The organism is Microlunatus sp. GCM10028923 (genome assembly GCF_042666975.1).
Classification (GTDB): domain Bacteria; phylum Actinomycetota; class Actinomycetes; order Propionibacteriales; family Propionibacteriaceae; genus Microlunatus.
This window is the reverse complement of sequence record NZ_JBHTFF010000015.1, coordinates 219,896-242,901: the sequence shown is the minus strand read 5'-3', so window position 1 is coordinate 242,901 and position 23,006 is coordinate 219,896. Positions and strand designations below refer to the sequence as shown.

The following is a 23,006-nucleotide window of genomic DNA, read 5'->3' as shown; positions in this document are numbered from 1 at the left end:
TTAGCGTGGACCATGAAGGCCTCCCTGGACGTGAAGCGGTTCCTAGACAGCTCCACTCTCACCCCGGGAGGCCTTCCCCATCGCCAGATCAAACCCGTGTCACGCAACAACGTCCCTGGACATCACAACTAGATCAGGCGGCGGCGCTGAACCGGCTCCCGGCCCAGGTCTCGAAGGAGGTCACCGGGATGCCGAGGTCGCGGGCGAACTCCGGCCGGGCCGGCTGGCCGGCGACGTTCATCCACTCCATCGACGCACCCATGGGCGGCATCCCCGCCGCGACGGCCTCGGCCTCGATCAGGTCGGGTGCGGTGACCCGGCTGCCGAGCGCGCCGGACAGGATCTCGGCGATCCGGGTCATCGGCAGGTAGTCGCTCGCCAGCTCCAGCTCGACCCGATCGAACCGGTCCGGGTCGAGGATCGCCGCAGCCGCGGCGGCGCCGATGTCGGAGGTCGCCACCAGCGACAGGCGCGTTGTGGGTTTGATGACCGTCACCAGGCCGCCCTCGATGCCGCGGGGGAACATGTACCGCATCGACGGCAGGAAGTTGTCCATGAAGAAGCCCGGCTTCAGCAGCGTCCAGCGCTCGAAGCCCGCGGTACGCAAGCGGTCCTGCAGTTCGGTCTTGGCGGTCAGGCTCGGGACCAGCGATCCCCAGCGGTCCTCGGTCCAGCCGGGCGTCGTGCGATGCTGTCCGGCTCCGCTCACCGACGTGTGCACGAATTGCGGGACCCCGGCGGCCCGCGCGGCCTCGATCAGGTTGACGCCCTGGGTCACCTCGCCCGCGAAGTCGAAGCCCGCCGCGTTCACGCCCGGCATCTGCACCGAGAACACGGCCCGGACCCCCTGCACGGCCCGGTCCAGGGACTCGCGGTCGTGCAGGTCACCGGTGACGAGTTCGGCGCCCGCGGCTTCGACGGCCTTGGCACGGGCGGGATCGCGGACCAGAGCGCGGACCGGAACGCCCGCGGCCAGCAGGGCCTGGGCGGTGGCGCCGCCCTGGCGGCCGGTCGCGCCGGTGACCAGGACGGGTGCGGCAGATGTGGACACGGTTCTCCTCCGAAGGGGTACGGACTCAAAACGGCGGGGTCCGCCGTTTCCTGTCTGGATACAATATGGCGGACCACGCCATTTATCAACGGAGGGTCTGGCAAGGGAGGTGTGACGGTGCCCGAACATCGGCGTGCGGATGCCAGGCGCAATTACGCGCTGATCCTGGCGGTCGCCGAGGAGGAGGTCTCGGCGCACGGCGCGGAGGCGTCGCTCGAGCAGATCGCCCGCACCGCGGGAGTCGGTTCGGCCACGGTGCGGCGCCACTTCCCGACCCGCCAGGCGCTCCTCGAGGCCGTCTCCCGGCAACGGATCGAGGATCTCGCGAACCGCGCCCGGGATCTGGCCGGGACCGGTGACAGCCGGACCGTGCTACTGACCTGGCTCCGGGAGGTCGTCGCCTACTGCGTGACCGCGCGCGGCCTGGCCACGGCGCTGTCGTACGAGGAACTTGATCATGACCCCGTCTACGAGAACTCCTGCGCCGGTGCCCTGCGCGAGGCGGGCACACCGCTGATCGAGTCGGCCCGGGCCGACGGCGCCGTGGCGCCCGGGGTGACGATCGGCGACTTGATCACGGTGATCGTCGGAATCGCGCTGGCCACCGCGCACCACACCGATCCGGCCGCCGAGGCGAGCCGGCTGTTCGAGCTGGTCGTGGCCGGGGTGAGCCCGATCGACCCGGCGGAGGCCTGAGCTCAGTCCATCCGTTCCGTGTAGGCGGATTCGGCGAGCCGGACCAGGCCGTCCCGGATGACCCGGGCCCGGCTGTCGCCGACGCCGTCGATCTCCTGCAGCTCGGCCGTGCTCGCGGCGAACAGGGCCTGCAGGCTGCCGAAGTGCTCGATCAGCCGATGCCCGAAGGCGGCCGGCAGCCGATGGATCTGGGCGACCTGGCGGTAGCCGCGCGGGCTGATCTTGGTGTCCAGGTGCTCGTGCGGGGTGAAGCCGACGGCCCGGGCGACGGCCAGCGGCTCCAGCAGTTCGGCGGTGCCGAGCGCGGTCAGCCCGACCAGCCCGGCCCAGTCCTCGTTGCCGGGCGGCCGGTAGTCCTGTTCCAGCAGCAGGCGCAGGTCCTCGACGCCGCCGCCGAGTTCGTGCAGCTGCAGGGTGAGCATCCGGCCGTCGGTGCCGAGTTCGATCGCGTACCGGTCCAGTTCCAGGGTGAGCCGGCGGATCATCTCCAGCCGCTGCGCCACCAGCGCGAAGTCGCGCACGGTGACCTGGTCCTGCACCTCGAGGGCGGACAGCCGGCTGGTCACCTCCCAGAGCCGTACCTTGTAGCGCTCGAGGGTCTGCAGCGCCTGGTTGGCCCGGGACAGGATCTGCTCCGACCGCTCGACCAGATGCCGGTGCGAGTCGAGGTACAGCGTGATCGTCGCCATCGACGCCGAGACCGAAAGAACAGCGCAGCCGGTCTGGCGGGCGACCCGCTCGGCGGTCCGATGCCGGGTGCCGGTCTCGACCGTCTCGATCGCCGGGTCGGGCATCAGGTGGACGCCGGCCCGGACGATCCGCTTGCTCTCCGGGTCGTAGATGATCGCGCCGTCCATCTTGGCCAGCTCGCGCAGTGCGGTCGGCGTGAACCCGACGTCGAGATCGAATCCGCCGGTCGAGATCCGGTCGACGTCGCGGCCGACCCCGAGCACGACCAGCGCACCGGTCCGCCCGCGCAGGATGCGCTCCAATCCTTCCCGCAACGGCGTCCCCGGCGCCAGCTCCGCCTGGTACGCCGACAGGCGACATTGCGGGTCGTGCGACTCCGACACTTTTCGATCCCCGTCCGTCTGCTTTGTCTTCCGATACCCGCGTCCCGGCAGGCCAAGGCTGGCGCCCATAGTAATGGCGGGGTCATCTCGAGTTTCCAACCCGTACGGCCTGTCGTCGGCGGTCAGCGGAGCAGGACGGGACCCGGCCGCTCCGGTACGGGCTCGACGGACCGCGGCCGGCGGACCAGGTCGAGCGCCTGCAGCGCCTGGCCGATCGTCGACGCGGTGTGCACCCGCAGCCCCGCGACGAGCTTCGGCATCCGGTCCGCGGCGCGCCGGCTCTGCGCCGGGACGATCGCGTCCGAGAAGCCGAGCCGGGCGGCCTCGGCCAGCCTGCGGTCCGTGCCGGGGACCCGGCGCAGCTCGCCGGCCAGCCCGAGTTCGCCGATCGCGACGTAGCGCGGCGCGGCGTCCGTGCCGACGGCGGCCTTGGCGTTGATCGCCGCCGAGGCGACCGCGATGGCCGCGGCCAGGTCGGCCGACGGGTCGGTCACCCGGGCGCCGCCGACGGTGGAGACGTAGACGTCGCGCTGGGCCAGGCTGACTCCGGCGCGGCGCTCCAGCACGGCCAGCACCATCGCGAGCCGGCCGGAGTCGACGCCGTGCATGGTGCGCCGGGGCACCTGCAGCGAGGACGGCGCGACCAGGGCCTGCAACTCGGCGAGCAGCGGCCGGCGGCCCTCCATCGTGACGGTGATGCAGGTGCCGGGCACCGGCTCGTCGTGCCGGGACGTGAACAATCCGGACGGGTCCGACACCTCGACGATCCCGCTCTCGCTCATCTCGAAGCAGCCGACCTCGTCGGCCGGGCCGAACCGGTTCTTGGTGGCCCGGACCATCCGGAATCCGGAGTGCCGGTCGCCGTCGAACGCGAGCACGACGTCGACCAGGTGCTCCAGCAGCCGCGGCCCCGCGATGGCGCCGTCCTTCGTCACGTGGCCGACGATGATCACCGCCATGTCCCGGCGCTTCGCGACCCGGACCAGCGCGCCGGTCACCTCGCGCACCTGGCTGACGCCGCCGGGGGAGCCGTCGGCCTCGGCCATGCCGATGGTCTGCACGGAGTCCAGCACCAGCAGCGACGGCGCGACCTCCTCGATGTGGCCGAGCACGGTGCCCAGGTCGTTCTCGGCGGCCAGGAAGAGTTCGTCGGCGAGGGCGTCGGTCCGGCCGGCCCGCAGCCGCACCTGGGCCGCCGATTCCTCGCCGGTCACGTACAGCGTCCGGCGCCCGGCCTTCGCCCAGCGGGCGGCGACCTCGAGCAGCAGGGTGGACTTGCCGACCCCGGGCTCGCCGGCGAGCAGCACGACGGCGCCGGGTACCAGTCCGTCGCCGAGCACCCGGTCCAGCTCGCCGACACCGGTCAGCGTCCGGGTCGCGGCGTCGGCGTTGACCTGGGAGATCGGGATCGCCTTCGCGGTCGGTCGCGAGGTGGCGACCTTGGACACCTTCGGTGCGCCGTCCTCGACGACGCTGCCCCAGACCTGGCACTCGCCGCAGCGGCCGACCCAGCGCGCCGTGGTCCAGCCGCACTCGGTGCAGCGGTACGCCGGACGGGAGGTTGACTTCGCCATGAACGACAACCTAGAGCCCGGCGCTGACACCCGGCCGTCGATCCGGCCGGGTGGCGCCGGAGAGGTTCAGCCGCGGCCGTCCCGGAAGCCGTCCCGCCAGCTCGGGTAGCGGGGCGTCCAGCCGAGCTCGGCCTTCGCCTTGGCGTTCGCCGAGCCGCGGACCCGGGTCGACAGATGGGCCACCGCCGGACCGGCCAGCAGCCGGCCCAGCCAGGTCGGGACGCGGCGCGGCGGCTTCGCGCCGAGCTCTCGGGCCAGCACCGGCAGCCACTCGGCGACCGGGGCCGGCTCGTCGTCGACGACGTTGTAGATCCCGGGTGCACCGTGATCCAGCGCGGCGATCGCGGCACCGGCGGCGTCGTCGACGTGGGTGAAGGACCAGATCCCGGTGCCGCCGCCGATGATCGGGAAGCTGCCGGAGCGGATCAGCTTCTCGTACTCGGCGCCGGGGCTGAAGTGGGTGCCCGGCCCGTAGAAGTTGCCGTACCGCAGCACCACGCCGCCGGCCGCAGGGACTTCCCGTTCCAGGTAGGCGATCCCGGCCATGGTCTCCCGCTGGGTCGGGATCGGGTTCGGGTCGAGCCCGGCCTCCTCGTCCTGGACCGGCGGGCCGTTCGGGTCGTTGGTCCAGTTGGTGTACGACTGCGCGACGAACCGGCCGACCCCGACCGCTTTCGCCGCCGCGAGCAGGTTGTCGGTGCCCGTCGTCCGGAGCTCGTTGGTCCGGGCGAAACCGCGGTCGAAGTTGCGCATCGCGGCGCCGCTGAGTGCGGTCAGTTGGTGAATGATCGCGTCCGGCTCTGCCTTGCGTACGGCCTCCAGCACGGCCGAGGAGTCCAGGGCGTCGACTCCGACGATCTCGGCGCCGAGGTCGGCCAGGTCGTCGGCCCGGCTGCTCCGGACCAGCCCGACCACGTCGTGTCCCTGGTCGAGCAGCATCGGCACCAGTCGCCGCCCGACCACGCCGGTCGCACCTGCCACGAGAACCTTCATGTTCGTTCCTCCCTAGACTCTTGATCGCCCTCTGAGACGAGGGTCCGGGCGAGGCTGTGACAGGTCGGGAGAGGAAACATGGACCAGGAGCACTATGCCGAGTACCGGCCGTTGATCTTCTCGATCGCCTACCACATGCTCGGCAGCGCCGCGGATGCCGAGGACGTGGTCCAGGAGACCTTCCTGAGGTCGCTGCAGGCCGAGGACGTACGGCATCCGAAGGCGTTCCTGACCACCGTCGCCACCCGGATCGCGATCGACCAGCTGAAGTCGGCGCGGGTGCGGCGGGAACGGTACTTCGGCGAGTGGATCCCCGAGCCGTTGCTGACCGAGGACGGCGCCTGGCACGCCGAGACCAAGGACGCCCTGTCGCTGGCCGTGCTGACCCTGCTGGAACAACTCACCGAGGCCGAACGGGCGGTCTTCGTGCTGCGTGAGGTGCTGGACTTCCCGTACCCGGAGATTTCCAAGATCATCGACCGGTCCGAGGCGAGCTGCCGGCAGCTGCTGTCCCGGGCCCGCAAGCACGTCCAGGCCAACCAGCCGCGGTTCGAGGTGTCGGCGCAGCGCCGGGCCGAGGTCGCCGCCGAGTTCTTCCGGGTCTTCGAGAGCGGCGAGACCGCGGGGCTGGTGCGGCTGCTCGCCGACGACGTGGTGTTCCACGGCGACGGCGGCGGCAACGGCTGGGGCATCAAGCAGCCGGTGATCGGCAAGCTGCAGGTGACCCGCTTCCTCGGCGGGCTGCTCCGCCAGCAGGACCGGCTGCAGGTCCACCTGGAGCCGGCCGAGATCAACGGCACCCCGGGCGCGCTGGTCCGGACCGCCGACGGCGCCCTGGTGAACGTGCTCAGCCTGGACATCGCCGACGGCCGGGTCGTCGCCTTCCGCTCGGTGATCAACCACGACAAGCTGCGCCACCTGGGCCCGCTCGCTGACCTGGACGCCCTGGCGCCCTGAGCTCAGCGCGGGCGCTCGGTCGCGGCCTGCAGCGCGTCCCGGACCGCGGCGACCAGCGCGGCCGGCTCCGTCGACTCCTCGACGACCAGCGCCGCTTCGGCCTCGGTCGGCGGCTCGAACGACGCCAGGTGCTCGGTCAGCACGGCGTCGGACACATCGCCGCGGCTCGGCTCGGCCCGGTTCCGGTGCAACCGTTCCCGCAGGATCGCCTCGTCGATCTTCAGGTACACCAGCACCAGCGGTACGGCCAGCGCCGCCGCCCGCTCCCGCCAGCGGTCCCGCAGGAACGCCGGCGAACTGGTGTCGTCGATGATCACCGTCGCGCCGTGCCCAACCGCCTCGCCGACCCGATCATGGGCGAGCTCCATCGTGCGGGACCACTCCTCGATCGGGATCCCGTCGCCGCCCCACAGCCCGCGCTCGGCGTTGATCGCGTCCAGACTGATGATCATGCCCGGCAGTCCCTCGGCGAGCTGCTGGGCGACCGTGCTCTTGCCCGAGAACGTACGTCCGCAGAGCAGGACGATGCACTGTTTCATGATCAACTCCGGACCGCGTCGACGGCCAGCCGGGCCGCGTGGCCGATCGCGAAATCGGCCTCCAGCTGGACGAACGCGGCGACGTCGGAGCGGGTCAGGGCGGCGACGGCGATCCGGTCGTCGCCGAGCTGCACCACGCCGACCTCGTGCCGCAGGTCCAGGAAGGTGCCGGTCTTGGTGAACAGCCCGACGTCGTCGGCGGCCAGCTCGACGGCCAGTCGGTGCATGATCAACTGGCGGCCCAGTGCGCCGCGCAGTCGTGCGCAGGCGGCCGGCGTCGCGATCGACGAGGACCAGACCCGGTCCAGCAGGTCAACCAGGGCCCGGGCGGTGCCGGCGTTGGCCCGGTTCGGGTCCAGCTCCTCGATCAGGTGGCCGTCCCGGGTCTGGCCGGCCTTCGCCAGGCCGGCGCCGATCCTGGTGACGGCCGCTGCCGTACCGTAGATCGCCGCCATCGGGTGCCGGATGATCAACTCCGGGCAGCCCAGCTCGGTCAGCCGCTCGTTCGCCTTCGCCAGGCCGAACCGGTCCAGCAGCAGGTCGGTGGCCGCGTTGTCGCTGACCGCGAGGCTGAGCTGGAGCAGGTCTTCGGCGGCGATCCGGCTCGGGTGCCGGAACAGGGACACCCCGGTCGGCCCGCTGGTGGCATGCTGCGGCGCGATCTCGAACGGCTCCGCCGGGTCGAGTTCACCGCGCTCGAAGGCGTCCAGGATCACCAGCGCGATCGGCAGTTTGATCACCGAGGCCAGCGGCCAGACCACGCCGGTGTCGAACCCGAACTCGACCCCGGTGATCAGGTTGCGGGCCAGCAGGGAACCCTGCAGTCCGGCGGTCCGCCAGTCCCGTTGCACCTCGTCGATCAGGGCTGCCTGCTGGGTGATCATCGGGTACGTCCTCGGCCGCCGAGGCCCGCGGCCAGTCTGGTGATCAGCTCCACCCGATCATGATCATCGAGGTCCGCCGAACCGGCAAGTCGGTAGCTCCGCCGTACCTCCGGGCGGGCCAGCGGCGACCAGGCCAGACCTTCCCGGCGGGCCTGCTCCGCCGCGGCCAGCACCACGTCGCCGCGCTCGTGGACCCGGGTCCAGGCTTCGGTCTCCGGGGTGCCGACGACGACCTGGTCGGCGCGCAGCCCGAGCCCGAAACAGGCCTCGGCGATCGGGTCCCGGACCGTCGGTACGTCGTCCTCGGCCAGCACCTGGACCGCGCGCGGCGGCAGGTCCCGCTCTCGGACCGGGCGCCGGAGTTGATCAAGGTGGAACCGTGCCGCCGGGTCGTGATCATGGTGCGCGACGCCGAGCGGAACGGTGAACTCGGCCTGTTGCGGTGAGGTCGGCAGCACCGCGAGCTGGGCCAGGCCGGCCCGCAGCAACTCCTCCCGGGCCGAGGGTTCCTCGTCGACGAAGCCGACGGTCAGCCCCGGCAGCCCGCGCCGGATCGCGGCCCGTGCGGCGGCGGTCAGGCCGGCCGGGACGGTGATCAGCAGGCTCCGTTCCGGCGCGGTGAACAGGGTCTCGATCCGGTCGGCCCGGGCCAGCAGTTCGCCGGCCAGCGGAAGCAGTCGTTCGCCTTCGGGGCTGAGCTCGACCCGGCGCGAGGTGCGCAGCAGCAGGGTGACGCCGAGCCGCTGTTCGAGCGCGGAGATCCGCCGGCTCGCCACCGGCTGGGGCTGGCCGCAGCGTGCCGCGCCGCGGGTGAAGCTGCGTTCGGCGGCTACGGCCGCGAAGCAGCGCAGCCCCTCCACCAGATCCATGCGGGCAACCATACGCATTCGACATCGATCGGCTGCACGGTGTCTTGGTGTCCCGGCCGATGCCCGGGAACCCTGGCCGCCATGGACCTGAACTCAACGGACCTCAACCCGTCAGCCTCCGGCCGGCCGCTCGCCCGGCGGACCGTTCTCGCCGGCGCCGCCGCCCTCGCCGCCGCCGTCACGCTGCCCGGGACCGCCCGCGCAGACTCGGCGATCGAGGCGCTCGAGGCGAAGCACGACCGGCGGATCGGGCTGTACGCCAAGAACCTGCGCACCGGACGCGAGCTGTCGCACCGGCCGGACGAACGGTTCGCGCTCTGCTCGACGTTCAAGACCCTCGCCGTCTCGGCCGCGCTGGACGGCCGGCTGGTCACGCCGGACCGGCACGCGCAGCGGCGTCCGGTGCACTATCCGCCGTCGCTGGTCGCCGGTGACGTCTGGGCCCCGTACACCCGGAAGTGGTTCGCCGAGGGCTACGTCCCGACCTTCGCCGAGGTCTGCGAGGTGGCCGTCCGGGACAGCGACAACGGTGCGGCCAACCTCGTCGTGCAGGCGATCGGCGGGCCGGCGGCGGTGACCCGGTTCGTTCGTGATCTTGGTGACGAGGTGACCCGGCTGGACCGCTGGGAGCCGGACATGAGCGAGTACGAGCCCGGCCAGGTTCTCGACACCTCCACCCCGCGGGCCCTCGGCACCAGCTACGCGGAGCTCATCCTCGGCCGCGGACTGCGGCCCAAGGAGCGCGAGACGATCACCGGGTGGCTGCTCGGCAACCGCGCGGATCCCCCGTTCCGCAAGGGATTGCCGGAAGGCTGGACCCTCGCCGACAAGACCGGCTCGGGCAGCTACGCGACCCGCAACGACGTCGGGATCGCCTGGAACGAGCGCAAGGACCCGATCCTGGTCAGCTGCCTGACCCGGGCCGACGACCCGGAGGCGACCCGGAAGGACGAGCCGCTGACCGAGGCGTTCGTCCACTGCGTCGAACAACTGGGCTGAGGAGTTGATCATGGGTGACACCCGACTGACCCGACGGGCCGCGCTGGCCGGCGGCGCCGCCCTGACCCTCGGTGCCGTCGCCGGTACGGCCCGCGCGGAGTCCGGCCCGCTGACCAAGATCGAATCGGCCTACCACCGCCGGATCGGCTTGTACGCAACGAATCTGCGCACCGGGCGCCAGCTGTCCCACCGGGCCGGCGAGCGGTTCGTGATGTGCTCGACGTTCAAGACCCTCGCCGTCGCCGCCGTACTCCGCGGTGACCTGATCACCCCGGACCGCAAGGTGCTCGATCGGCGCGCCCACTACCCGCCGTCGCTGGTCGCCGGTGCCGGGTACGCGGTCCGGCTGCAGGAGTGGCAGGACCAGGGCTACGCCCCGACCAACGCCGAGATCTGCGAGGTGACGCTGCGCGACAGTGACAACGCCGGTGCGAACTGGCTGCTCCAGCTGATCGGCGGCCCGGCCGCGATCACCCGGCTGGCCCGCTGCCTCGGCGACGAGGAGACCGGACTCACCCACTGGGAGCCGCAACTCAACGCCTGGCAGCCCGGCCAGCTGATCGACACGACGACCCCGCAAGCGATCGGCCGGACCTACGCCAGGCTGCTGGTCGGCGACGGGCTCCGTACCGCCGAGCGGCGCCGGCTCGTCGACTGGATGCTGGCCAACCGGACCGGCGACAACACGCTGCGCAAGGGCCTGCCGCCGGGCTGGCGGCTCGCCGACAAGACCGGCACCGGCGAGTACGGCACCCGCAACGACGTCGGCGTCGCCTGGACCCCGTCCGGCGACCCGATCCTGATCAGCTGCCTGACCAGCGCCGCCGAGCCCGACGCCGATCCGCTGGACGCCCCGCTCGCCGAGGTCGCCGACCACTGCGCCCGGGTCCTCGGGTAGGGCGTGTCACAAATCTGCAATGCAACGGCCTGGATCTTGCCGAAATCGGCTTTGGAGAGGCGTTGCATTGCAGATTTGTGACAGTGCCAGTACGCAGGTACGGATCCCCTCCACATCCTGCTCACCCAGGGCGACGGCGTGATCGCCCTGCGTCGGCACCCGACCACCGGCGCACCCCGCACCGACTCGTCGAACGCGGCCGACTGATCACCGTGCCGCCGGGCGTGCTGGCCCCGCCGAATTGCTCGACCGGTTCGGCGTCCGGATCCGCGCGCTCACCGCCTAGGACGACGGCCTCGTCCTGACCCGCGGGGCTGCGGCTCAGTGGCCGACTGATCACCACGTTGCCGGTTGTGCTGGCCCCACCCGAATCGCTCGACCGGTTCGACGTCGGGACCCGGCGTGCTTGCCGCCTGGGACGACGCCCTCGTCCTGACCCGCTGGGCCACCCAACTGACGTTCTGGCCCGGCCTCCCGGGTCCCGGTGATCACCGCCGCGCTCCCGGGAAACGCGCCGCGCTGCCCGGCTTCGAGCTCGTGCAGGAGACCATCCCCGGCCGCTGGTCCGTACCGTCAATGGGATCCGGGCGGCCGCCCCTGACCGCCCTCGCCCTCACCGACTACGGCGCTGCGATCGAACGCGTCCCGCGTACCCGGCTCCTCACCCTCGACCGCCTCGACGACGCGCTCGTCCAGACCGCGCGCCGCCGCAACAACGAGTTACGCCGCCGCTGGCTGAACACATCGCGTCGCCGGCCCGGGTCGACCGCGGAACGCGCCCTGCACGAACTGCTCCGAAGGGCCCGGATCGACGGCTGGGAAGGAAACGTCACGATCCGGGTCGGCGAGCACCGCTGCGTGGTCGACCTCGTGTTCCTCGACGTGCGGGTCGCGATCGAGGTCGACGGTTACGAGCTCCATCGGACCGAGGAACAGTTCCATCGCGACCGGCACAAGTGGACCGACCTCGCGGCCTCCGGCTGGACCGTCCTGCACTTCACCTGGCCGCATCTCACCGAAGATCCCGACTGGGTCCTCCAAACGATCCGCCGCACCCTCACCAGGCGCCGATTGACCCGACCTGTCACAAATCTGCAATGCAACGGTTCGCCGAAGCCGATTTCGGCGACTTCCGGGGCGTTGCATTGCAGATTTGTGACACTCGGCCGATCCGCCGGGTCAGGGCAAGGCGGCGGCGACTTCGACGGCCAGGTCGCAGGCCTCCGGTTCGCCGACGGTGATCCGGAGGCCGTCGTCGCCGTAGCCGCGGACCATCAGGCCGGCTCGGCTGAACGTGTCGACCGCGGCGCCGGTCCGGTCGCCGAGGGGGAGCCAGACGAAGTTGGCCTGGCTGTCCGGGACGTCGTGGCCGATCTCGCGGAGCCGGGCCAGCATGACGTCCCGGCGCTCGACGATCAGCTTGACCCGGTCCAGCAGTTCCTTCTCTGCTTCCAGTGAGGCGACCACGGCCGCCTGCGCCGGCAGCGAGACCCCGAACGGGATCGCGGTCTTGCGGACCGCGGCCGCGAGGGCCGGATCGGCGATGCCGTAGCCGACCCGGAACCCGGCCAGGCCGTACGCCTTGGAGAAGGTGCGCAGCGAGACGATCGGCGCCCCGTCCTTGATCAACTCCAGTGTCCGGGGCGGTGCCGCGGCGAACTCGACGTACGCCTCGTCCACCACCACGAGGGCCCGCCCGGCCACGGACTCGACGAAGCGGCTCAGGTCGTCGTGCGTGATCGCCGGGCCGGTCGGGTTGTTCGGCGTGCAGAGGATGATCAACTTCGTCCTCGGCGTGATCGCGGCGAGCATGGCGTCGAGATCATGGACGGTGCCGGGGCCGAGCGGGATCATGATCGGCGTCGCGCCGGCGAGCTTGATCGCGATCGGGTACGCCTCGAAGCTGCGCCAGGCGATGATCACCTCGTCGCCGGCCGTACAGGTCGCCTGGATCAGGTGATAGAGCACGCCGGACGAGCCGGTACCGAAGGCGAGTTGATCATGGTCGACACCGAGCCGGGCGGCGGTCGCCTCGATCACCGCAGTGTTGCCCATGTCCGGGTAGCGGTTCATCCCGGCACAGGCCTGCGCGACCGCGGCCAGCACGCCGGGCAGCGGGGGAAAGGGATTCTCGTTGCTGGACAGCTTGTACGACACGCCGCCGGGTCCGACCGGCGCCGGCTTGCCGGGCACGTACGCCGGCAGCGCCGCCAGCTCCGGCCGGACGAACCGGCTCATGATCGGAAACCGACCATGATCAGATCCGGACCGGTCCGGCCGGGGTGTGGAAGGTGACCGCGTCGATCCCGGGCTGACCGTTCGGCGCGTTCCAGGCGATCTCCAGCCCGTCGACGATGTGGTCGGCGGTGCCGCCGAGCCACTCGTCCACCCGGTGCGGGTCTCCGGCGATCTCCAGCTTGACCAGCCGGATGTCGCCGCCGCCGACCGACGGGTGCGACTCGGAGTCGCTCAGCCACTTTATGAAGAACGGCAGCTGCGGGTCGGCCTGCAGCCCCTTGATCCCGATCTGCTGCCACTGCAGCTCCTCGCCCTCGGGCAGTCGCCGGTTGCCGGGCACCGCCTTCCGGCCCAGGCGTGCCTCGATCGGCGCCAGGTCGTCGACCGCGACCACCCAGCCGAGCCAGCCGCCGCCCATCTCGGACCGGGCCCGGACCGCCTGCCCGAAGGGTGCCTTCTCGGCCGCCGGGTGCTCCAGCGCCTCGACCACTTCCAGGTAGAGCCCGTCGGCCAGCGGAAGAATCTGGTTGCGGGTGCCGAACCGGGGATGGAATCCGCCGTCGTGGAATTCGGCGCCGAGTTGCCGGCTCAACAGCTCCGTCGTTCCCATGAGTCCGTCGGGCCCGGCGGCGAACGAGAGATGATCCAGACGCATGGGGGTCATTCTGTCCATGCCGTCCGGCCGACCCGGGACCGGGGTCAGGACCGGGACCGGGAGCGCGGCGCCTTCGCGGCCGGGTCCGCCGCGTGCCGCATCGCCCGTCCGGGTCTGTCCTCGAAGTCAGCGCACAGTTCGACGAGCATGTCGTAGGCGGCCTGGCCCATCAGCGCGACCAGTTCCGGCCGGTTCGATCGGTAGACCGGCTCCTTGCCGACGTGCGCCTCGGTGTTGGCGGTGCAGTACCAGTCCAGGTCGTGGCCGCCGGGGCCCCAGCCGTCCCGGCTGTACTCACCGATCGAGATCTCGGTGTAGCTGGTGTCGTCGGCCCGCTCCACGGTACGGAACTGGCGGCGGATCGGGAGCTGCCAGCAGACGTCCGGCTTGGTCTCCAGGAAGTCCCGCCCCTGGCCGACCGCGAGGTGGTGCAACGCGCAGCCCTCGCCGCCGGGGAAGCCGGGCTCGTTGAGGAAGATGCAGCCGCCGTTGAAGACCCGGGTCTTGCGTCCCGGCTTCTCGCCCGCGGCGACGGTCTCCTCGTCCTCCAGCTCGACCCAGCCGCGCTTGCGGCCCTCCTTGTGGTTCTGCCACAGCTCCGGAGTCAGCTGCTTGACCGCTTTCCGTACCCGCTTCTCGTCGTCGTCATCGGCGAAATGGGCGCCCAGCGTGCAGCAGCCGTCGTTCGGCCGGTCGGCGTAGATCCCCTTGCAGCCGCGGCCGAAGATGCAGGTGTAGCGCGACGTCAACCAGGTCAGGTCGCAGCGGAACACCTCGTCGGCGTCGTCGGGGTTGGTGAACTCGGCGAACGCACGAGGAAAGGGGAGCAGAACTTCCGGCACGGCGGCAGCCTACGCCCGCCTGACCACCCTAGGAGGATGGTGTCAAACGGTGGCGGCAGCGAGCGACGCCCAGGCACGCACTGGACTGCGTTGTCGTCGGTCGCCGTAGAACACCGCTACGCCTCCCTCCTCCGCCTTGTCCAGCACGCACCTGGACGCCGCTCGCCGCCACCACCGTTTGACACCACCCTCCTAGAACGAGCAGGCGCGCTGTGAGGTCAAGATCGCGTACGCTGAGAGTCGTGCCGGATATCGAAAGCGCCCCGGGGACTGCGGCCCGGGCCACGACCGCGAAGGTCGCTCTGTCGACCGCTTCGGTCTATCCCGAGACAACCTCGAGCGCGTTCGAACTGGCCCACCGGCTGGGGTACGACGGCGTCGAGGTGATGGTCGGCATCGATCCGGTCGCCGCCGACATCGATGCCGTGGAGAAGCTGCGCGACTACCACGGGGTGCCGGTGCTGGCGATCCACGCGCCGTGCCTGTTGATCACTCAGCGAGTCTGGGGTACGGACCCGTGGGCCAAGCTGGAGCGGTCCGCCGAGGCCGCGCACCGGCTGGACGCCGAGGTCGTCGTGGTGCATCCGCCGTTTCGCTGGCAGCGGGAGTACGGGCGGAACTTCGCCGAGGGCATCCAGCGGCTGAACGACGCGACCGGAATCAAGTTCTGCGTCGAGAACATGTATCCCTGGCGGACCCCGGGCGGCGAACTGAAGGCGTACCTGCCCGGCTGGGACCCGACCAACTTCGACTACGAGCACCTCACCCTCGACCTGTCCCACGCGTCGACGGCGGGCCAGCAGTCGGTGGACCTGGTCGAGGCCTGGGGCGACCGGCTCCGGCACGTCCACCTCACCGACGGCAACGGTTCGATGAAGGACGAGCACCTGGTCCCGGGCCGCGGCGACCAGCGGGCCGCCGAGGTGCTGAACCACCTGGCCCGGCGCGGCTTCACCGGCCACGTCGTGCTGGAGATCAACTCGCGCAAGAGCGAGACCCGGGCCAAGCGTGAGGCCGACCTCGCCGAGTCCCTGGCGTTCGCCCGCAGCCACCTGGCCCGTCCCGCCGACTTCGTCGTCAACAGCGGCGGCGTCGCGAACGTCGGCTGAACCCTTCGCGCTGACCGTTTCGGCGGTTCCGTGTTCGGCGTCGACCGGGCACCTTCGCAGCGACACGCCGCAAGAACGCCTGCGTTTGTGCCGGGTCGGCGGAATTTTCACGGGCGTGGCGCTGCGGCGTTAGGCTTCCGAGCGCGCCGGTTCGTCAGGTCGGCGGGGTACGTGATCATGGATGGAGGTCGGGATGCTGCGGCGTGCCTTGCTCGGAATGTCTCGCAGCCAGGGAATCAAGAATCTGGTCACCCGGCTTCCGGTGACGTCCGACGTCGTGGCCAGGTTCGTGGCGGGGGAGTCGGTCGACCAGGCCGTCGCGGCGACCCGCCAGTTGGCCGGGGCGGGACTCAAGATCACCATCGACCACCTCGGTGAGGACACCACCTCCCGGGCCCAGGCCGACGCCGTCGCGCTGGCGTACGTCGATCTGCTGGGCCGCCTCCGCGAGGCCGAACTGGCCGGCGCGGCCGAGGTGTCGGTGAAGCTCTCCGCGCTCGGGCAGCAGCTGCCGGACGGCGAGAAGATCGCCCTTGAGCACGCGCACACGATCTGTGCCGCGGCCGAGACCGCGGGCACGACGGTCACGCTGGACGCCGAGGACCACACGACCACCGATTCCACGCTGTCGGTGCTGCGGGAACTGCGCCGCGACTTCCCACGGACCGGCGCGGTGCTGCAGGCCTACCTGTTCCGGACCGAGGGCGACTGCCGCGATCTCGCCGTCGAGGGCTCCCGGGTGCGGCTCTGCAAGGGTGCCTACAACGAGCCGGAGAGCGTCGCGTTCACCGATCCGCACGAGGTGGACCGGGCCTACGTCCGCTGCCTGAAGATCCTGCTCGCCGGCCCCGGCTACCCGATGCTCGCCACGCACGACCCGCGGTTGATCGAGATCGCGCTGAAGCTGGCCCGGGACAACGTGCGCCCGGTGGACAGCTACGAACTGCAGATGCTGTACGGGATCCGGCCGACCGAGCAGCAGCGGCTGGTCAACCTGGGTCACCAGGTCCGGGTCTACCTCCCGTACGGCAACGACTGGTACGGCTACCTGGTCCGGCGGCTCGCCGAGCGCCCGGCCAACATGAGCTTCTTCGCCCGGAGTCTGGTCAGCAAGAACTGAGGAGGCCCGCCATGGACCCGTACCAGGTGACCGTCTGGGACGTCGACGCCGAACCGGTCGGCCGGGCCCTGGTGCTGCCCGGCGGCCGTTACCAGGTGGACGCGCCGATCCTCTACTGGGCCTGTCAGGTCGCCGCGGCCGCGGGTTGGCAGGTGACCACGATGCGCTGGCAGGCGGAGGACGTGACCGCGGAGACCCGGGTCGACTTCGTCGAGCAGGCCGCCGAACTCCTCGACGCGACGGCGCCGCCGGCACCGCGGACCACGGTGATCGCGAAGTCGCTGGGCACCCTCGCGGCGCCCTGGGCCACGCGGAAGGGCTATGCCGGCGCCTGGCTGACCCCGCTGCTCACCGATCCGGCGGTACGGGAAGCGCTGACCGTCCCCGGCCCGCCCTCGCTCGCGGTCGGCGGCACCGCCGACAAGGTCTGGGACTCCGAGGCCGCCGGCCGGCTCCGCGGCACCGTGCTCGAGTTGGACGGTGCCGACCACGCCCTGCATCGCGGCACCGACTGGCGTGCCTCGCTCGGTCTCCTGGAACGCACCCTGGCCGCGATCGAACAGCACCTGGCGCGCTAGCGGCCGAGGAACCGGTCCGTCTCCGCGTCGCCCCACTGGAAGCGCATGGTCCGCTCGACGTCGGCCGGGTCGGAGGAGCGGGTCTCCTGACCCGGCTCGCAGCGTCGGCAGGGTACGAAGCGCAGGTGCCGCGGGCACACGACCGTCGTCTCCTCGTCGGGCCAGGGTTCGTCGAACCCGTGCCAGCCGGTTCGCTCCGAGCCTTCGTCCGGTGGTTCGGTCACGGTCCGAGCCTACGGCCGCCGGACCGGCGCCGGGTCAGCTGAGGGAGCGGGCCGCCGGGCAGTCGAACGGGTCCCGGGCGTGCAGGCCGACCTCGTTCAGGTACTTGACCACCCGCGCATACGAGGCGGGCAGGCTGGTCTCGATGTAGGGGAGCTTGACCTGCCGGCAGTGCTCGCGGACGATCTGCGCCGCGCGGCGCAGGTGCGGCCGGGGCATGCTCGGGAACAGGTGGTGCTCGATCTGGTAGTTCAGCCCGCCCATGAAGGCGGTCATCCCGAACCCGCGGATGTTGCGGGAGGTGAGGACCTGCTTGCGGACGAAGTCCAGCTTGCTGTCGGCCGAGATGATCGGCATGCCCTTGTGGTTCGGCGCGAAGGACATCCCCATGTAGAACCCGAAGACGGCCACCTGAACGCCCAGGAACGCGGCACCCATGCCGGGGCCGAGCAGCATGATCACGATGGCCGGGAAGAGCGTGAGCCGGAGGACGATCAGGATCCGTTCCAGGGTCGTCGCGCGTCCGGAGCGGCTGAACACGCTCTTCACGGAGTCGACGTGGAGTCCGAGGCCGGTGAGCAGCAGCAGCGGGAAGAACAGGTAGCCCTGCTTCCGGGTGATCGCGGCCCAGACGCCGCGCTTGGCCCGGGCGTGCTCGGCATCGAAGGAGAGCAGGTCGATGTCGATGTCCGGATCGCGGCCGATCTTGTTCGGATTGGCGTGGTGCCGGCTGTGCTTCGACTGCCACCAGGAGTAGCTGAGCCCGACCACGCCGCTGCCGATCAGCAGCCCGGCCAGGTCGTTCTTGCGGGCGGAGGCGAACACCTGGCGGTGCGCGGCCTCGTGGGCGAGGAACGCGAACTGGGTGAAGATCACGCCGAGCCCGGCCGCGATCAGCAGTTGGAACCACGACTGGCCGATCACAAAGCCGCCCGTCACGACAGCCGCGAGGCACCCACCGAGGATGAGGACCATGCTCAGGTAGAAGCCGAGGGTACGGTCCAGCAGGCCCGCCTCCCGGACGGCCTCCACCAGTGTTCGGTGGGAGTGCGGTGCGCGGGTAGGTACGGCCGTTGTGGTCACTCGTCCTCGCTCAAGGTAGGCGTCACACCTTCGTGATCGAGGCGGAACGCCGTGGGCGCGACCCGAAATGACCCCAAGTTGGTCCCGCGGTTGCCGGACCGGTGTTGGGTGAAGCATAGGTGCCGCGGGCAACGAATGCCGCGACGAACGTCTCAGATCTCGACGCGGTAGCCGAGTTCGAGGTCGGCCGCGTTCCGGCCGCGGATGCCCCAGTTGATCTTGGGCGTCTCGGTCAGCGTGATCTCGACGCTGTGCGGCGCGATGCCGGCGTCCCGTTCGATCCGGGCGAAGAGTTCCTCGATCAGTCTCCGCTTGGCCTCGTCGGACCGGCCCTCGAAGAGTGAGATCTCGATGATCGTGTAGTCCTCGCCGCGGTCGGCGGGATGGATGAAGTCCGCGGCGTCCAGCCCGACGAACCGGTGGAAACGCTTCTCCTCCGGGTAGTCCAGCGCGGCCATCACCGCGCCGTGGATCGCGTCCGACAGGGCTGCCCGCCGCGAGGCGAGCCGCTCCCGATGGCCGTACACGATGATCTGAGCCATGATCGACTTCTCCTTCAGAGCCAGTCCACGTACGGCGCGACGAGGGAGTAGCCGACGAAGGCCACGATGTCGAGCAGCAGGTGGGCGACGACGAGCGGGGCGACCCGCTTCCATTTCAGATAGATCAGCCCGAACACCAGGCCCATGATCAGATTGCCGATGAAGCCGCCGAACCCCTGATAGAGGTGGTACGAGCCGCGTACCACGGCACTGGTGAACAAGATCGCGATCACCGGCCAGTTGAGCTGGCGGAACCGGGTGAACAGGTAGCCGATCATGATCACCTCCTCCACGATCGAGTTCTCGGCCGCGGACAGGATCAAGATCGGGATCGTCCACCACTGGTCGGTCAGCGCGGACGCCTGCACCTGGGTGTTGATCCCGAGCGCCCGGGCGGCGAGGTAGAGCCCGAGTCCCGGGATGCCGATGCCGGCGGCGATCACCGTGCCGAACCAGGCGTCGAAGCCGGGCCGCCGGTGATCGAAGCCGATCAGCCGCGGGCCGTGGCCCGGGTCGCGGTTCAGCAGGTAGAGCGCCAGCAGGGCCGGCACCACGCCGAATCCCACCGCGGCCAGTTGATAGGTCAGGTCGAGCCACGGCCGGTCCGGCACGATCGACGGGTTCAGCGTCGACGTCTGCTGGTTCAGCGCCTCCGGCCGGGTCAGCCGGTCCACGATCGCCAAGATCGAATAGATCGCCGAGCGGCCCAGTGACAGCGCCAGCAGCAGGATGATCTCGAGGCCGTACCGGTGCGTCGGAGCGCGCGTCGCGTCGAGCTCGGAGGTGGGCGCGGTCACGGACCCATCTTGCCCGACCACCGCGGTCCGGGTCCCTTCCTCGATACGGACAGCTTTTCCTGACCGGGGCGCCCGCCCGTAGGCTGTCGGCATGCGTGTAGGTGTATTCGGAGCGACCGGACAGGTGGGCGGCGTGATGCGCACGCTGCTCGCCGAGCGCCGGTTCGACGTCTCGGAGATCAGGTACTTCGCCTCGGCCCGTTCGGCCGGGACCAAGCTGCCCCATCCCTTTGGCACGTCCGGCGGGGAGGTGGTGGTCGAGGACACCGAGACCGCCGACTTCACCGGGCTGGACCTGGCGCTCTTCTCCGCCGGCAAGCACGCCTCCAAGTCCACCGCGCCGCGGGTCGCCGAGGCCGGTGCGATCGTGATCGACAACTCGTCGGCCTGGCGGATGGATCCCGAGGTGCCGCTGGTCGTCGCCGAGGTCAACCCGGACGACGCGCGGAAGCCGCCGAAGGGCATCATCGCCAACCCGAACTGCACCACGATGGCCGCGATGCCGGTGCTGGCGCCGCTGAACCGCGCGGCCGGGCTGGTCCGGCTGCAGATCGCCACCTTCCAGGCGACGTCGGGCTCCGGCGGCGTCGGGGTGGCCGAGCTCGACCGGCAGGTCCGGGCAGTGGCCGACCAGGCCGCGGCGCTCGCCTTCGACGGCCGCGCGGTCGAGCTGCCGGCCCCCGAGGTGTACGCCAAGCCGATCGCGTTCAACGTGCTGCCGCTGGCCGGATCGCTGGTCGACGACGGCTCGGGCGAGACCGACGAGGAACAGAAGCTGCGCAACGAGTCGCGGAAGATCCTGCATCTGCCGGACCTGCTGGTGGCGGGCACCTGTGTGCGGGTGCCGGTGTTCACCGGTCACTCGCTGGCGATCCACGCCGAGTTCACCGAGGACCTGTCCCCGGAGCAGGCCACGAAGCTGCTCGCGGAGGCGCCCGGCGTCTCGCTGCTCGACGTACCGACGCCGCTCGACGCCGCCGGGCGGGACCCGAGCTACGTCGGCCGGATCCGCGCCGACCAGTCCGCACCGGCCGGCAAGGGCCTGGTCTTCTTCGTCAGCAACGACAACCTGCGCAAGGGTGCCGCGCTGAACGCGGTCCAGATCGCCGAACTGGTCCAGGAGCAGCTGGTCCATGGCTGATCATGATCGGCTCGCCATTCTGGGCGCGGGGGTGATGGGGGAGACCGTACTCTCCGGATTGCTCCGCGCCGGCTGGGATGTGAGCCGGATCGTGGCCACCGACCGGCGGCCGGCCCGGGAGGCCGAGCTGAAGGACCGGTACGGCGTCCGGATGCTGACCAACCTCGACGCGGTGGCCGAGTCGGACACCGTGCTGATGGTGGTGAAGCCGCAGGACATGCGGGACCTGCTGACCGAGATCGGTCCGTCGGTCCGGCCGGACACCTTGATCGTCTCGCTCGCCGCCGGCGTCGAAACGATCTTGATCGAGGACCTGTTGCCGGCCGGGGTGCCGGTGGTCCGGGTGATGCCGAACACGCCGGCCCAGGTGGACGAGGGGATGGCGACGATCTCCGCCGGCCGGCACGCCGGTGATGATCATGTGCAGCGGGTCAGCGCGATCCTGGCGGCGACGGGCCGGGTGCTCGTCGTACCGGAGAAGTATCAGGACGCCGTCACCGCGATCTCCGGCACCGGTCCGGCCTACCTGTTCTTCGTCGTCGAGGCGATGATCGAGGCCGGCGTCCATCTCGGCCTGCCGCGGGACACCGCGACCGAGCTGGTGGTGCAGACGATGCTCGGCTCGGCGAAGCTACTCCGGGAGACCGGGGAGCATCCGACGGTGCTCCGGGAACGGGTCACCTCGCCGGGCGGGACCACGGCCGCGGCGATCCGCGAGCTGGAACAACACCGGGTACGGGCCGCGTTCATGAGCGCGATGGAGGCCGCCCGGGATCGTAGCCGTGATCTTGCCGCAGCGGCCCGGGCTGCTGCGCAGGATCATGATCAGAGCGGGAATGATCATGGGGGAACTGGGTGACTGCACGGCTGATCTACGGCGAAGAGCTGACCCGGTACGACTTCGGGCCGCAGCATCCGATGGGGCCCGGACGGGTCCGCGGAGCCATCTCGCTGGCCCGTCAGCTCGGAGTCCTCGATCGGCTCGAGGTGGTGCCGCCGCCTCCGCTGGACGAGTCGCTGATCGCGACCGTTCACACCCCTGACTACGTCGAGGCCGTGAAGGCCGGCCGCCCGGACGGCCGGTACGGGCTCGGCACCACCGACAACCCCGTCTTCCCGCAGATGCACGACATCGCCGGGCTGGTGCTCACCGCGAGCGTCGCCGCGGCCGAGGCCGTCTGGTCCGGCGCCGCCCGGCGGGCCTGCAACATCAGCGGCGGCCTGCACCACGCGATGCCGGCCAGCGCCAGCGGCTTCTGCGTCTACAACGACGTGGCGGCCGCGATCCACCGGCTGCTCGATCAGGGCTGCGAACGGATCGGGTACGTCGACGTCGACGTGCACCACGGCGACGGCGTCCAGACGATCTTCTACGACGACCCGCGGGTGACCACGATCAGCCTGCACCAGAGCCCGACCTGCTTGTTCCCGGGTACCGGCTTCCCGACCGAGACCGGCGGCCCGAACGCGCCGGGGTCGGCGGTCAACGTGGCGCTGCCGCCGGGCACCGACGACCCGGACTGGCTGCGGGCCTTCCACGCGGTGGTGCCGGACGTGCTGCGCGCGTTCGAGCCGCAGGTGCTGGTCACCCAGCACGGCTGCGACACCCACCGCAGCGATCCGCTGGCCGACCTCGACCTGAGCGTGGACGGGCAGCGGGCGTCCTATCTGGCGCTGGCCGAGCTGGCCGCGGAACTCTGCGACGGGCGCTGGGTCTCCACCGGTGGCGGCGGCTACGCCAGCGCCTCCGTGGTGCCGCGCGCCTGGACCCATCTGATGGCGATCGTCTCCGGCGAACCGCTGCCGGCGGACACCCCGCTGCCGCAGGCCTGGCTGGACGAGTCGGACCACGTCGGACCGCAGTCGATGAGTGACGGAGCCGAGGTGTCGTTCTCCCGGTTCGAGCACGGCTACGATCCCGCCAGCGCCCTGGACCGGGCGATTCTGGCCACCCGCCGGGCGGTGTTCCCGGACCTCGGATTGGATCCCGAATTCTGAGCTTCGAAAGGCCTCTCGTCAACGATATCGTCGGCGTGTCGCGGCTGAATTTGCGCTGACCACTTTCCCAACTGCCTCAGTTGCCACTACTCTCACAGGGAGAACTAGTCGTGCGCCGGAGGGGAAGCCGGCGCGGGCCCGTGTCTAC

24 protein-coding genes and 1 pseudogene are annotated in these 23,006 nt (G+C 70.8%); 11 read left to right on the top strand and 14 right to left on the bottom strand.

Annotation, left to right across the window (positions count from 1 at the left end):
* Positions 1-133 precede the first annotated feature (133 nt).
* The gene (locus ACFQU4_RS30345; RefSeq protein WP_377499340.1) at positions 134-1,051 is read right to left on the bottom strand and encodes an NmrA family NAD(P)-binding protein; all 918 of its coding nucleotides are present in this window, start codon (positions 1,049-1,051) and stop codon (positions 134-136) included.
* 117 nt (positions 1,052-1,168) lie between these two features.
* On the opposite strand from ACFQU4_RS30345, the gene ACFQU4_RS30340 reads away from it, so the two are divergent.
* A complete protein-coding gene (locus tag ACFQU4_RS30340; protein ID WP_377499338.1) occupies positions 1,169-1,747 on the top strand; it encodes a TetR/AcrR family transcriptional regulator in 579 nt (192 codons plus the stop codon).
* Between the two features lie 2 nt (positions 1,748-1,749).
* Here ACFQU4_RS30340 and disA read toward each other — a convergent pair whose 3' ends face one another.
* The 3 genes from disA to ACFQU4_RS30325 all read right to left on the bottom strand — a co-directional run bounded on the left by disA (position 1,750) and on the right by ACFQU4_RS30325 (position 5,387).
* Entirely contained in the window at positions 1,750-2,820 is a 1,071-nt protein-coding gene (gene disA, locus ACFQU4_RS30335; protein WP_377499336.1) for a DNA integrity scanning diadenylate cyclase DisA, read from the bottom strand.
* Between the two features lie 122 nt (positions 2,821-2,942).
* Positions 2,943-4,394 (bottom strand): DNA repair protein RadA, encoded by a 1,452-nt coding sequence (radA, locus tag ACFQU4_RS30330; RefSeq protein WP_377499334.1) that lies wholly within the window; start codon positions 4,392-4,394, stop codon positions 2,943-2,945.
* A gap of 66 nt (positions 4,395-4,460) precedes the next feature.
* The gene (locus tag ACFQU4_RS30325; protein WP_377499332.1) at positions 4,461-5,387 is read right to left on the bottom strand and encodes an NAD-dependent epimerase/dehydratase family protein; all 927 of its coding nucleotides are present in this window, start codon (positions 5,385-5,387) and stop codon (positions 4,461-4,463) included.
* Between the two features lie 78 nt (positions 5,388-5,465).
* On the opposite strand from ACFQU4_RS30325, the gene sigJ reads away from it, so the two are divergent.
* Positions 5,466-6,344, top strand: a complete 879-nt coding sequence (gene sigJ / locus ACFQU4_RS30320) for an RNA polymerase sigma factor SigJ (protein WP_377499330.1) — start codon at positions 5,466-5,468, stop codon at positions 6,342-6,344.
* A 2-nt stretch (positions 6,345-6,346) separates the two neighbouring features.
* On the opposite strand, the gene ACFQU4_RS30315 is transcribed toward sigJ, so the two are convergent.
* The 3 genes from ACFQU4_RS30315 to ACFQU4_RS30305 are packed head-to-tail and all read right to left on the bottom strand — an operon-like array spanning position 6,347 to position 8,636.
* A complete protein-coding gene (locus ACFQU4_RS30315) occupies positions 6,347-6,883 on the bottom strand; it encodes an AAA family ATPase (protein WP_377499354.1) in 537 nt (178 codons plus the stop codon).
* A 2-nt stretch (positions 6,884-6,885) separates the two neighbouring features.
* Positions 6,886-7,767 (bottom strand): serine hydrolase, encoded by an 882-nt coding sequence (locus ACFQU4_RS30310; protein ID WP_377499328.1) that lies wholly within the window; start codon positions 7,765-7,767, stop codon positions 6,886-6,888.
* Entirely contained in the window at positions 7,764-8,636 is an 873-nt protein-coding gene (locus tag ACFQU4_RS30305; protein WP_377499326.1) for a LysR family transcriptional regulator, read from the bottom strand. The genes ACFQU4_RS30310 and ACFQU4_RS30305 overlap by 4 nt, the downstream gene beginning before the upstream one ends.
* 81 nt (positions 8,637-8,717) lie before the next feature.
* Between ACFQU4_RS30305 and bla (ACFQU4_RS30300) the strand changes: the two genes are divergently transcribed.
* The 3 genes and pseudogenes from bla (ACFQU4_RS30300) to ACFQU4_RS30290 all read left to right on the top strand — a co-directional run.
* Positions 8,718-9,635: a class A beta-lactamase gene (bla, locus tag ACFQU4_RS30300; RefSeq protein ID WP_377499324.1), complete on the top strand. Its 918-nt coding sequence runs from the start codon at positions 8,718-8,720 to the stop codon at positions 9,633-9,635.
* A gap of 10 nt (positions 9,636-9,645) precedes the next feature.
* Complete coding sequence (gene bla / locus ACFQU4_RS30295; protein ID WP_377499322.1) at positions 9,646-10,533, top strand: class A beta-lactamase; 888 nt, start codon at positions 9,646-9,648, stop codon at positions 10,531-10,533.
* Positions 10,534-11,109: 576 nt separating this feature from the next.
* Positions 11,110-11,580 (top strand): annotated as a pseudogene (locus tag ACFQU4_RS30290) (endonuclease domain-containing protein); the annotation flags it as partial.
* Positions 11,581-11,712: 132 nt separating this feature from the next.
* Here ACFQU4_RS30290 and ACFQU4_RS30285 read toward each other — a convergent pair.
* Genes ACFQU4_RS30285 through ACFQU4_RS30275 form a run of 3 tightly spaced genes read right to left on the bottom strand, consistent with a single transcriptional unit; the run spans position 11,713 to position 14,268 of the window.
* On the bottom strand, positions 11,713-12,771 hold the full coding sequence (locus tag ACFQU4_RS30285; protein ID WP_377499320.1) for a histidinol-phosphate transaminase: 1,059 nt from the start codon (positions 12,769-12,771) through the stop codon (positions 11,713-11,715).
* 19 nt (positions 12,772-12,790) lie between these two features.
* The gene (locus tag ACFQU4_RS30280) at positions 12,791-13,426 is read right to left on the bottom strand and encodes a VOC family protein (RefSeq protein ID WP_377499318.1); all 636 of its coding nucleotides are present in this window, start codon (positions 13,424-13,426) and stop codon (positions 12,791-12,793) included.
* Between the two features lie 44 nt (positions 13,427-13,470).
* Entirely contained in the window at positions 13,471-14,268 is a 798-nt protein-coding gene (locus ACFQU4_RS30275) for a hypothetical protein (protein ID WP_377499316.1), read from the bottom strand.
* Between the two features lie 242 nt (positions 14,269-14,510).
* On the opposite strand from ACFQU4_RS30275, the gene ACFQU4_RS30270 reads away from it, so the two are divergent.
* The 3 genes from ACFQU4_RS30270 to ACFQU4_RS30260 all read left to right on the top strand — a co-directional run bounded on the left by ACFQU4_RS30270 (position 14,511) and on the right by ACFQU4_RS30260 (position 17,075).
* Entirely contained in the window at positions 14,511-15,377 is an 867-nt protein-coding gene (locus tag ACFQU4_RS30270) for a sugar phosphate isomerase/epimerase family protein (protein WP_377499314.1), read from the top strand.
* Positions 15,378-15,570: 193 nt separating this feature from the next.
* The gene (locus ACFQU4_RS30265) at positions 15,571-16,497 is read left to right on the top strand and encodes a proline dehydrogenase family protein (RefSeq protein ID WP_377499312.1); all 927 of its coding nucleotides are present in this window, start codon (positions 15,571-15,573) and stop codon (positions 16,495-16,497) included.
* Between the two features lie 11 nt (positions 16,498-16,508).
* Complete coding sequence (locus tag ACFQU4_RS30260) at positions 16,509-17,075, top strand: hypothetical protein (protein WP_377499309.1); 567 nt, start codon at positions 16,509-16,511, stop codon at positions 17,073-17,075.
* Here the strand turns inward: ACFQU4_RS30260 and ACFQU4_RS30255 are convergent.
* From ACFQU4_RS30255 to ACFQU4_RS30240, 4 genes are all read right to left on the bottom strand, one after another.
* Positions 17,072-17,299, bottom strand: a complete 228-nt coding sequence (locus ACFQU4_RS30255; protein WP_377499307.1) for a hypothetical protein — start codon at positions 17,297-17,299, stop codon at positions 17,072-17,074. The two genes, ACFQU4_RS30260 and ACFQU4_RS30255, sit on opposite strands and share 4 nt — an antisense overlap.
* Positions 17,300-17,333: 34 nt before the next feature.
* Positions 17,334-18,329, bottom strand: a complete 996-nt coding sequence (locus ACFQU4_RS30250) for a fatty acid desaturase family protein (RefSeq protein WP_377499305.1) — start codon at positions 18,327-18,329, stop codon at positions 17,334-17,336.
* Between the two features lie 203 nt (positions 18,330-18,532).
* Complete coding sequence (locus ACFQU4_RS30245) at positions 18,533-18,922, bottom strand: tautomerase family protein (RefSeq protein ID WP_377499303.1); 390 nt, start codon at positions 18,920-18,922, stop codon at positions 18,533-18,535.
* A gap of 14 nt (positions 18,923-18,936) precedes the next feature.
* Positions 18,937-19,719 carry a CPBP family intramembrane glutamic endopeptidase gene (locus ACFQU4_RS30240; protein WP_377499300.1) on the bottom strand — a complete coding sequence of 261 codons (783 nt, stop codon included), beginning with the start codon at positions 19,717-19,719 and terminating at the stop codon, positions 18,937-18,939.
* Between the two features lie 91 nt (positions 19,720-19,810).
* On the opposite strand from ACFQU4_RS30240, the gene ACFQU4_RS30235 reads away from it, so the two are divergent.
* Genes ACFQU4_RS30235 through ACFQU4_RS30225 form a run of 3 tightly spaced genes read left to right on the top strand, consistent with a single transcriptional unit; the run spans position 19,811 to position 22,858 of the window.
* A complete protein-coding gene (locus ACFQU4_RS30235) occupies positions 19,811-20,860 on the top strand; it encodes an aspartate-semialdehyde dehydrogenase (protein ID WP_377499298.1) in 1,050 nt (349 codons plus the stop codon).
* Entirely contained in the window at positions 20,853-21,719 is an 867-nt protein-coding gene (gene proC / locus ACFQU4_RS30230) for a pyrroline-5-carboxylate reductase (RefSeq protein WP_377499296.1), read from the top strand. The genes ACFQU4_RS30235 and proC overlap by 8 nt, the downstream gene beginning before the upstream one ends.
* Positions 21,716-22,858 carry an acetoin utilization protein AcuC gene (locus ACFQU4_RS30225; protein WP_377499294.1) on the top strand — a complete coding sequence of 381 codons (1,143 nt, stop codon included), beginning with the start codon at positions 21,716-21,718 and terminating at the stop codon, positions 22,856-22,858. Before proC ends, ACFQU4_RS30225 begins: the two co-directional genes overlap by 4 nt.
* The last annotated feature ends 148 nt before the right edge of the window (positions 22,859-23,006 follow it).

Coding starts and splice junctions, on each gene's coding strand:
- bla (WP_377499324.1), top strand. CDS start 8,718: ATGGACCTGAACTCAACGGACCTCAACCCGTCAGCCTCCGGCCGGCCG.
- ACFQU4_RS30260 (WP_377499309.1), top strand. CDS start 16,509: ATGGACCCGTACCAGGTGACCGTCTGGGACGTCGACGCCGAACCGGTC.
- ACFQU4_RS30305 (WP_377499326.1), bottom strand. CDS start 8,636: ATGGATCTGGTGGAGGGGCTGCGCTGCTTCGCGGCCGTAGCCGCCGAA.
- ACFQU4_RS30280 (WP_377499318.1), bottom strand. CDS start 13,426: ATGCGTCTGGATCATCTCTCGTTCGCCGCCGGGCCCGACGGACTCATG.
- ACFQU4_RS30235 (WP_377499298.1), top strand. CDS start 19,811: ATGCGTGTAGGTGTATTCGGAGCGACCGGACAGGTGGGCGGCGTGATG.
- ACFQU4_RS30265 (WP_377499312.1), top strand. CDS start 15,571: ATGCTGCGGCGTGCCTTGCTCGGAATGTCTCGCAGCCAGGGAATCAAG.
- ACFQU4_RS30310 (WP_377499328.1), bottom strand. CDS start 7,767: ATGATCACCCAGCAGGCAGCCCTGATCGACGAGGTGCAACGGGACTGG.
- radA (WP_377499334.1), bottom strand. CDS start 4,394: ATGGCGAAGTCAACCTCCCGTCCGGCGTACCGCTGCACCGAGTGCGGC.
- sigJ (WP_377499330.1), top strand. CDS start 5,466: ATGGACCAGGAGCACTATGCCGAGTACCGGCCGTTGATCTTCTCGATC.
- ACFQU4_RS30245 (WP_377499303.1), bottom strand. CDS start 18,922: ATGGCTCAGATCATCGTGTACGGCCATCGGGAGCGGCTCGCCTCGCGG.
- ACFQU4_RS30315 (WP_377499354.1), bottom strand. CDS start 6,883: ATGAAACAGTGCATCGTCCTGCTCTGCGGACGTACGTTCTCGGGCAAG.
- ACFQU4_RS30325 (WP_377499332.1), bottom strand. CDS start 5,387: ATGAAGGTTCTCGTGGCAGGTGCGACCGGCGTGGTCGGGCGGCGACTG.
- bla (WP_377499322.1), top strand. CDS start 9,646: ATGGGTGACACCCGACTGACCCGACGGGCCGCGCTGGCCGGCGGCGCC.
- ACFQU4_RS30285 (WP_377499320.1), bottom strand. CDS start 12,771: ATGAGCCGGTTCGTCCGGCCGGAGCTGGCGGCGCTGCCGGCGTACGTG.
- proC (WP_377499296.1), top strand. CDS start 20,853: ATGGCTGATCATGATCGGCTCGCCATTCTGGGCGCGGGGGTGATGGGG.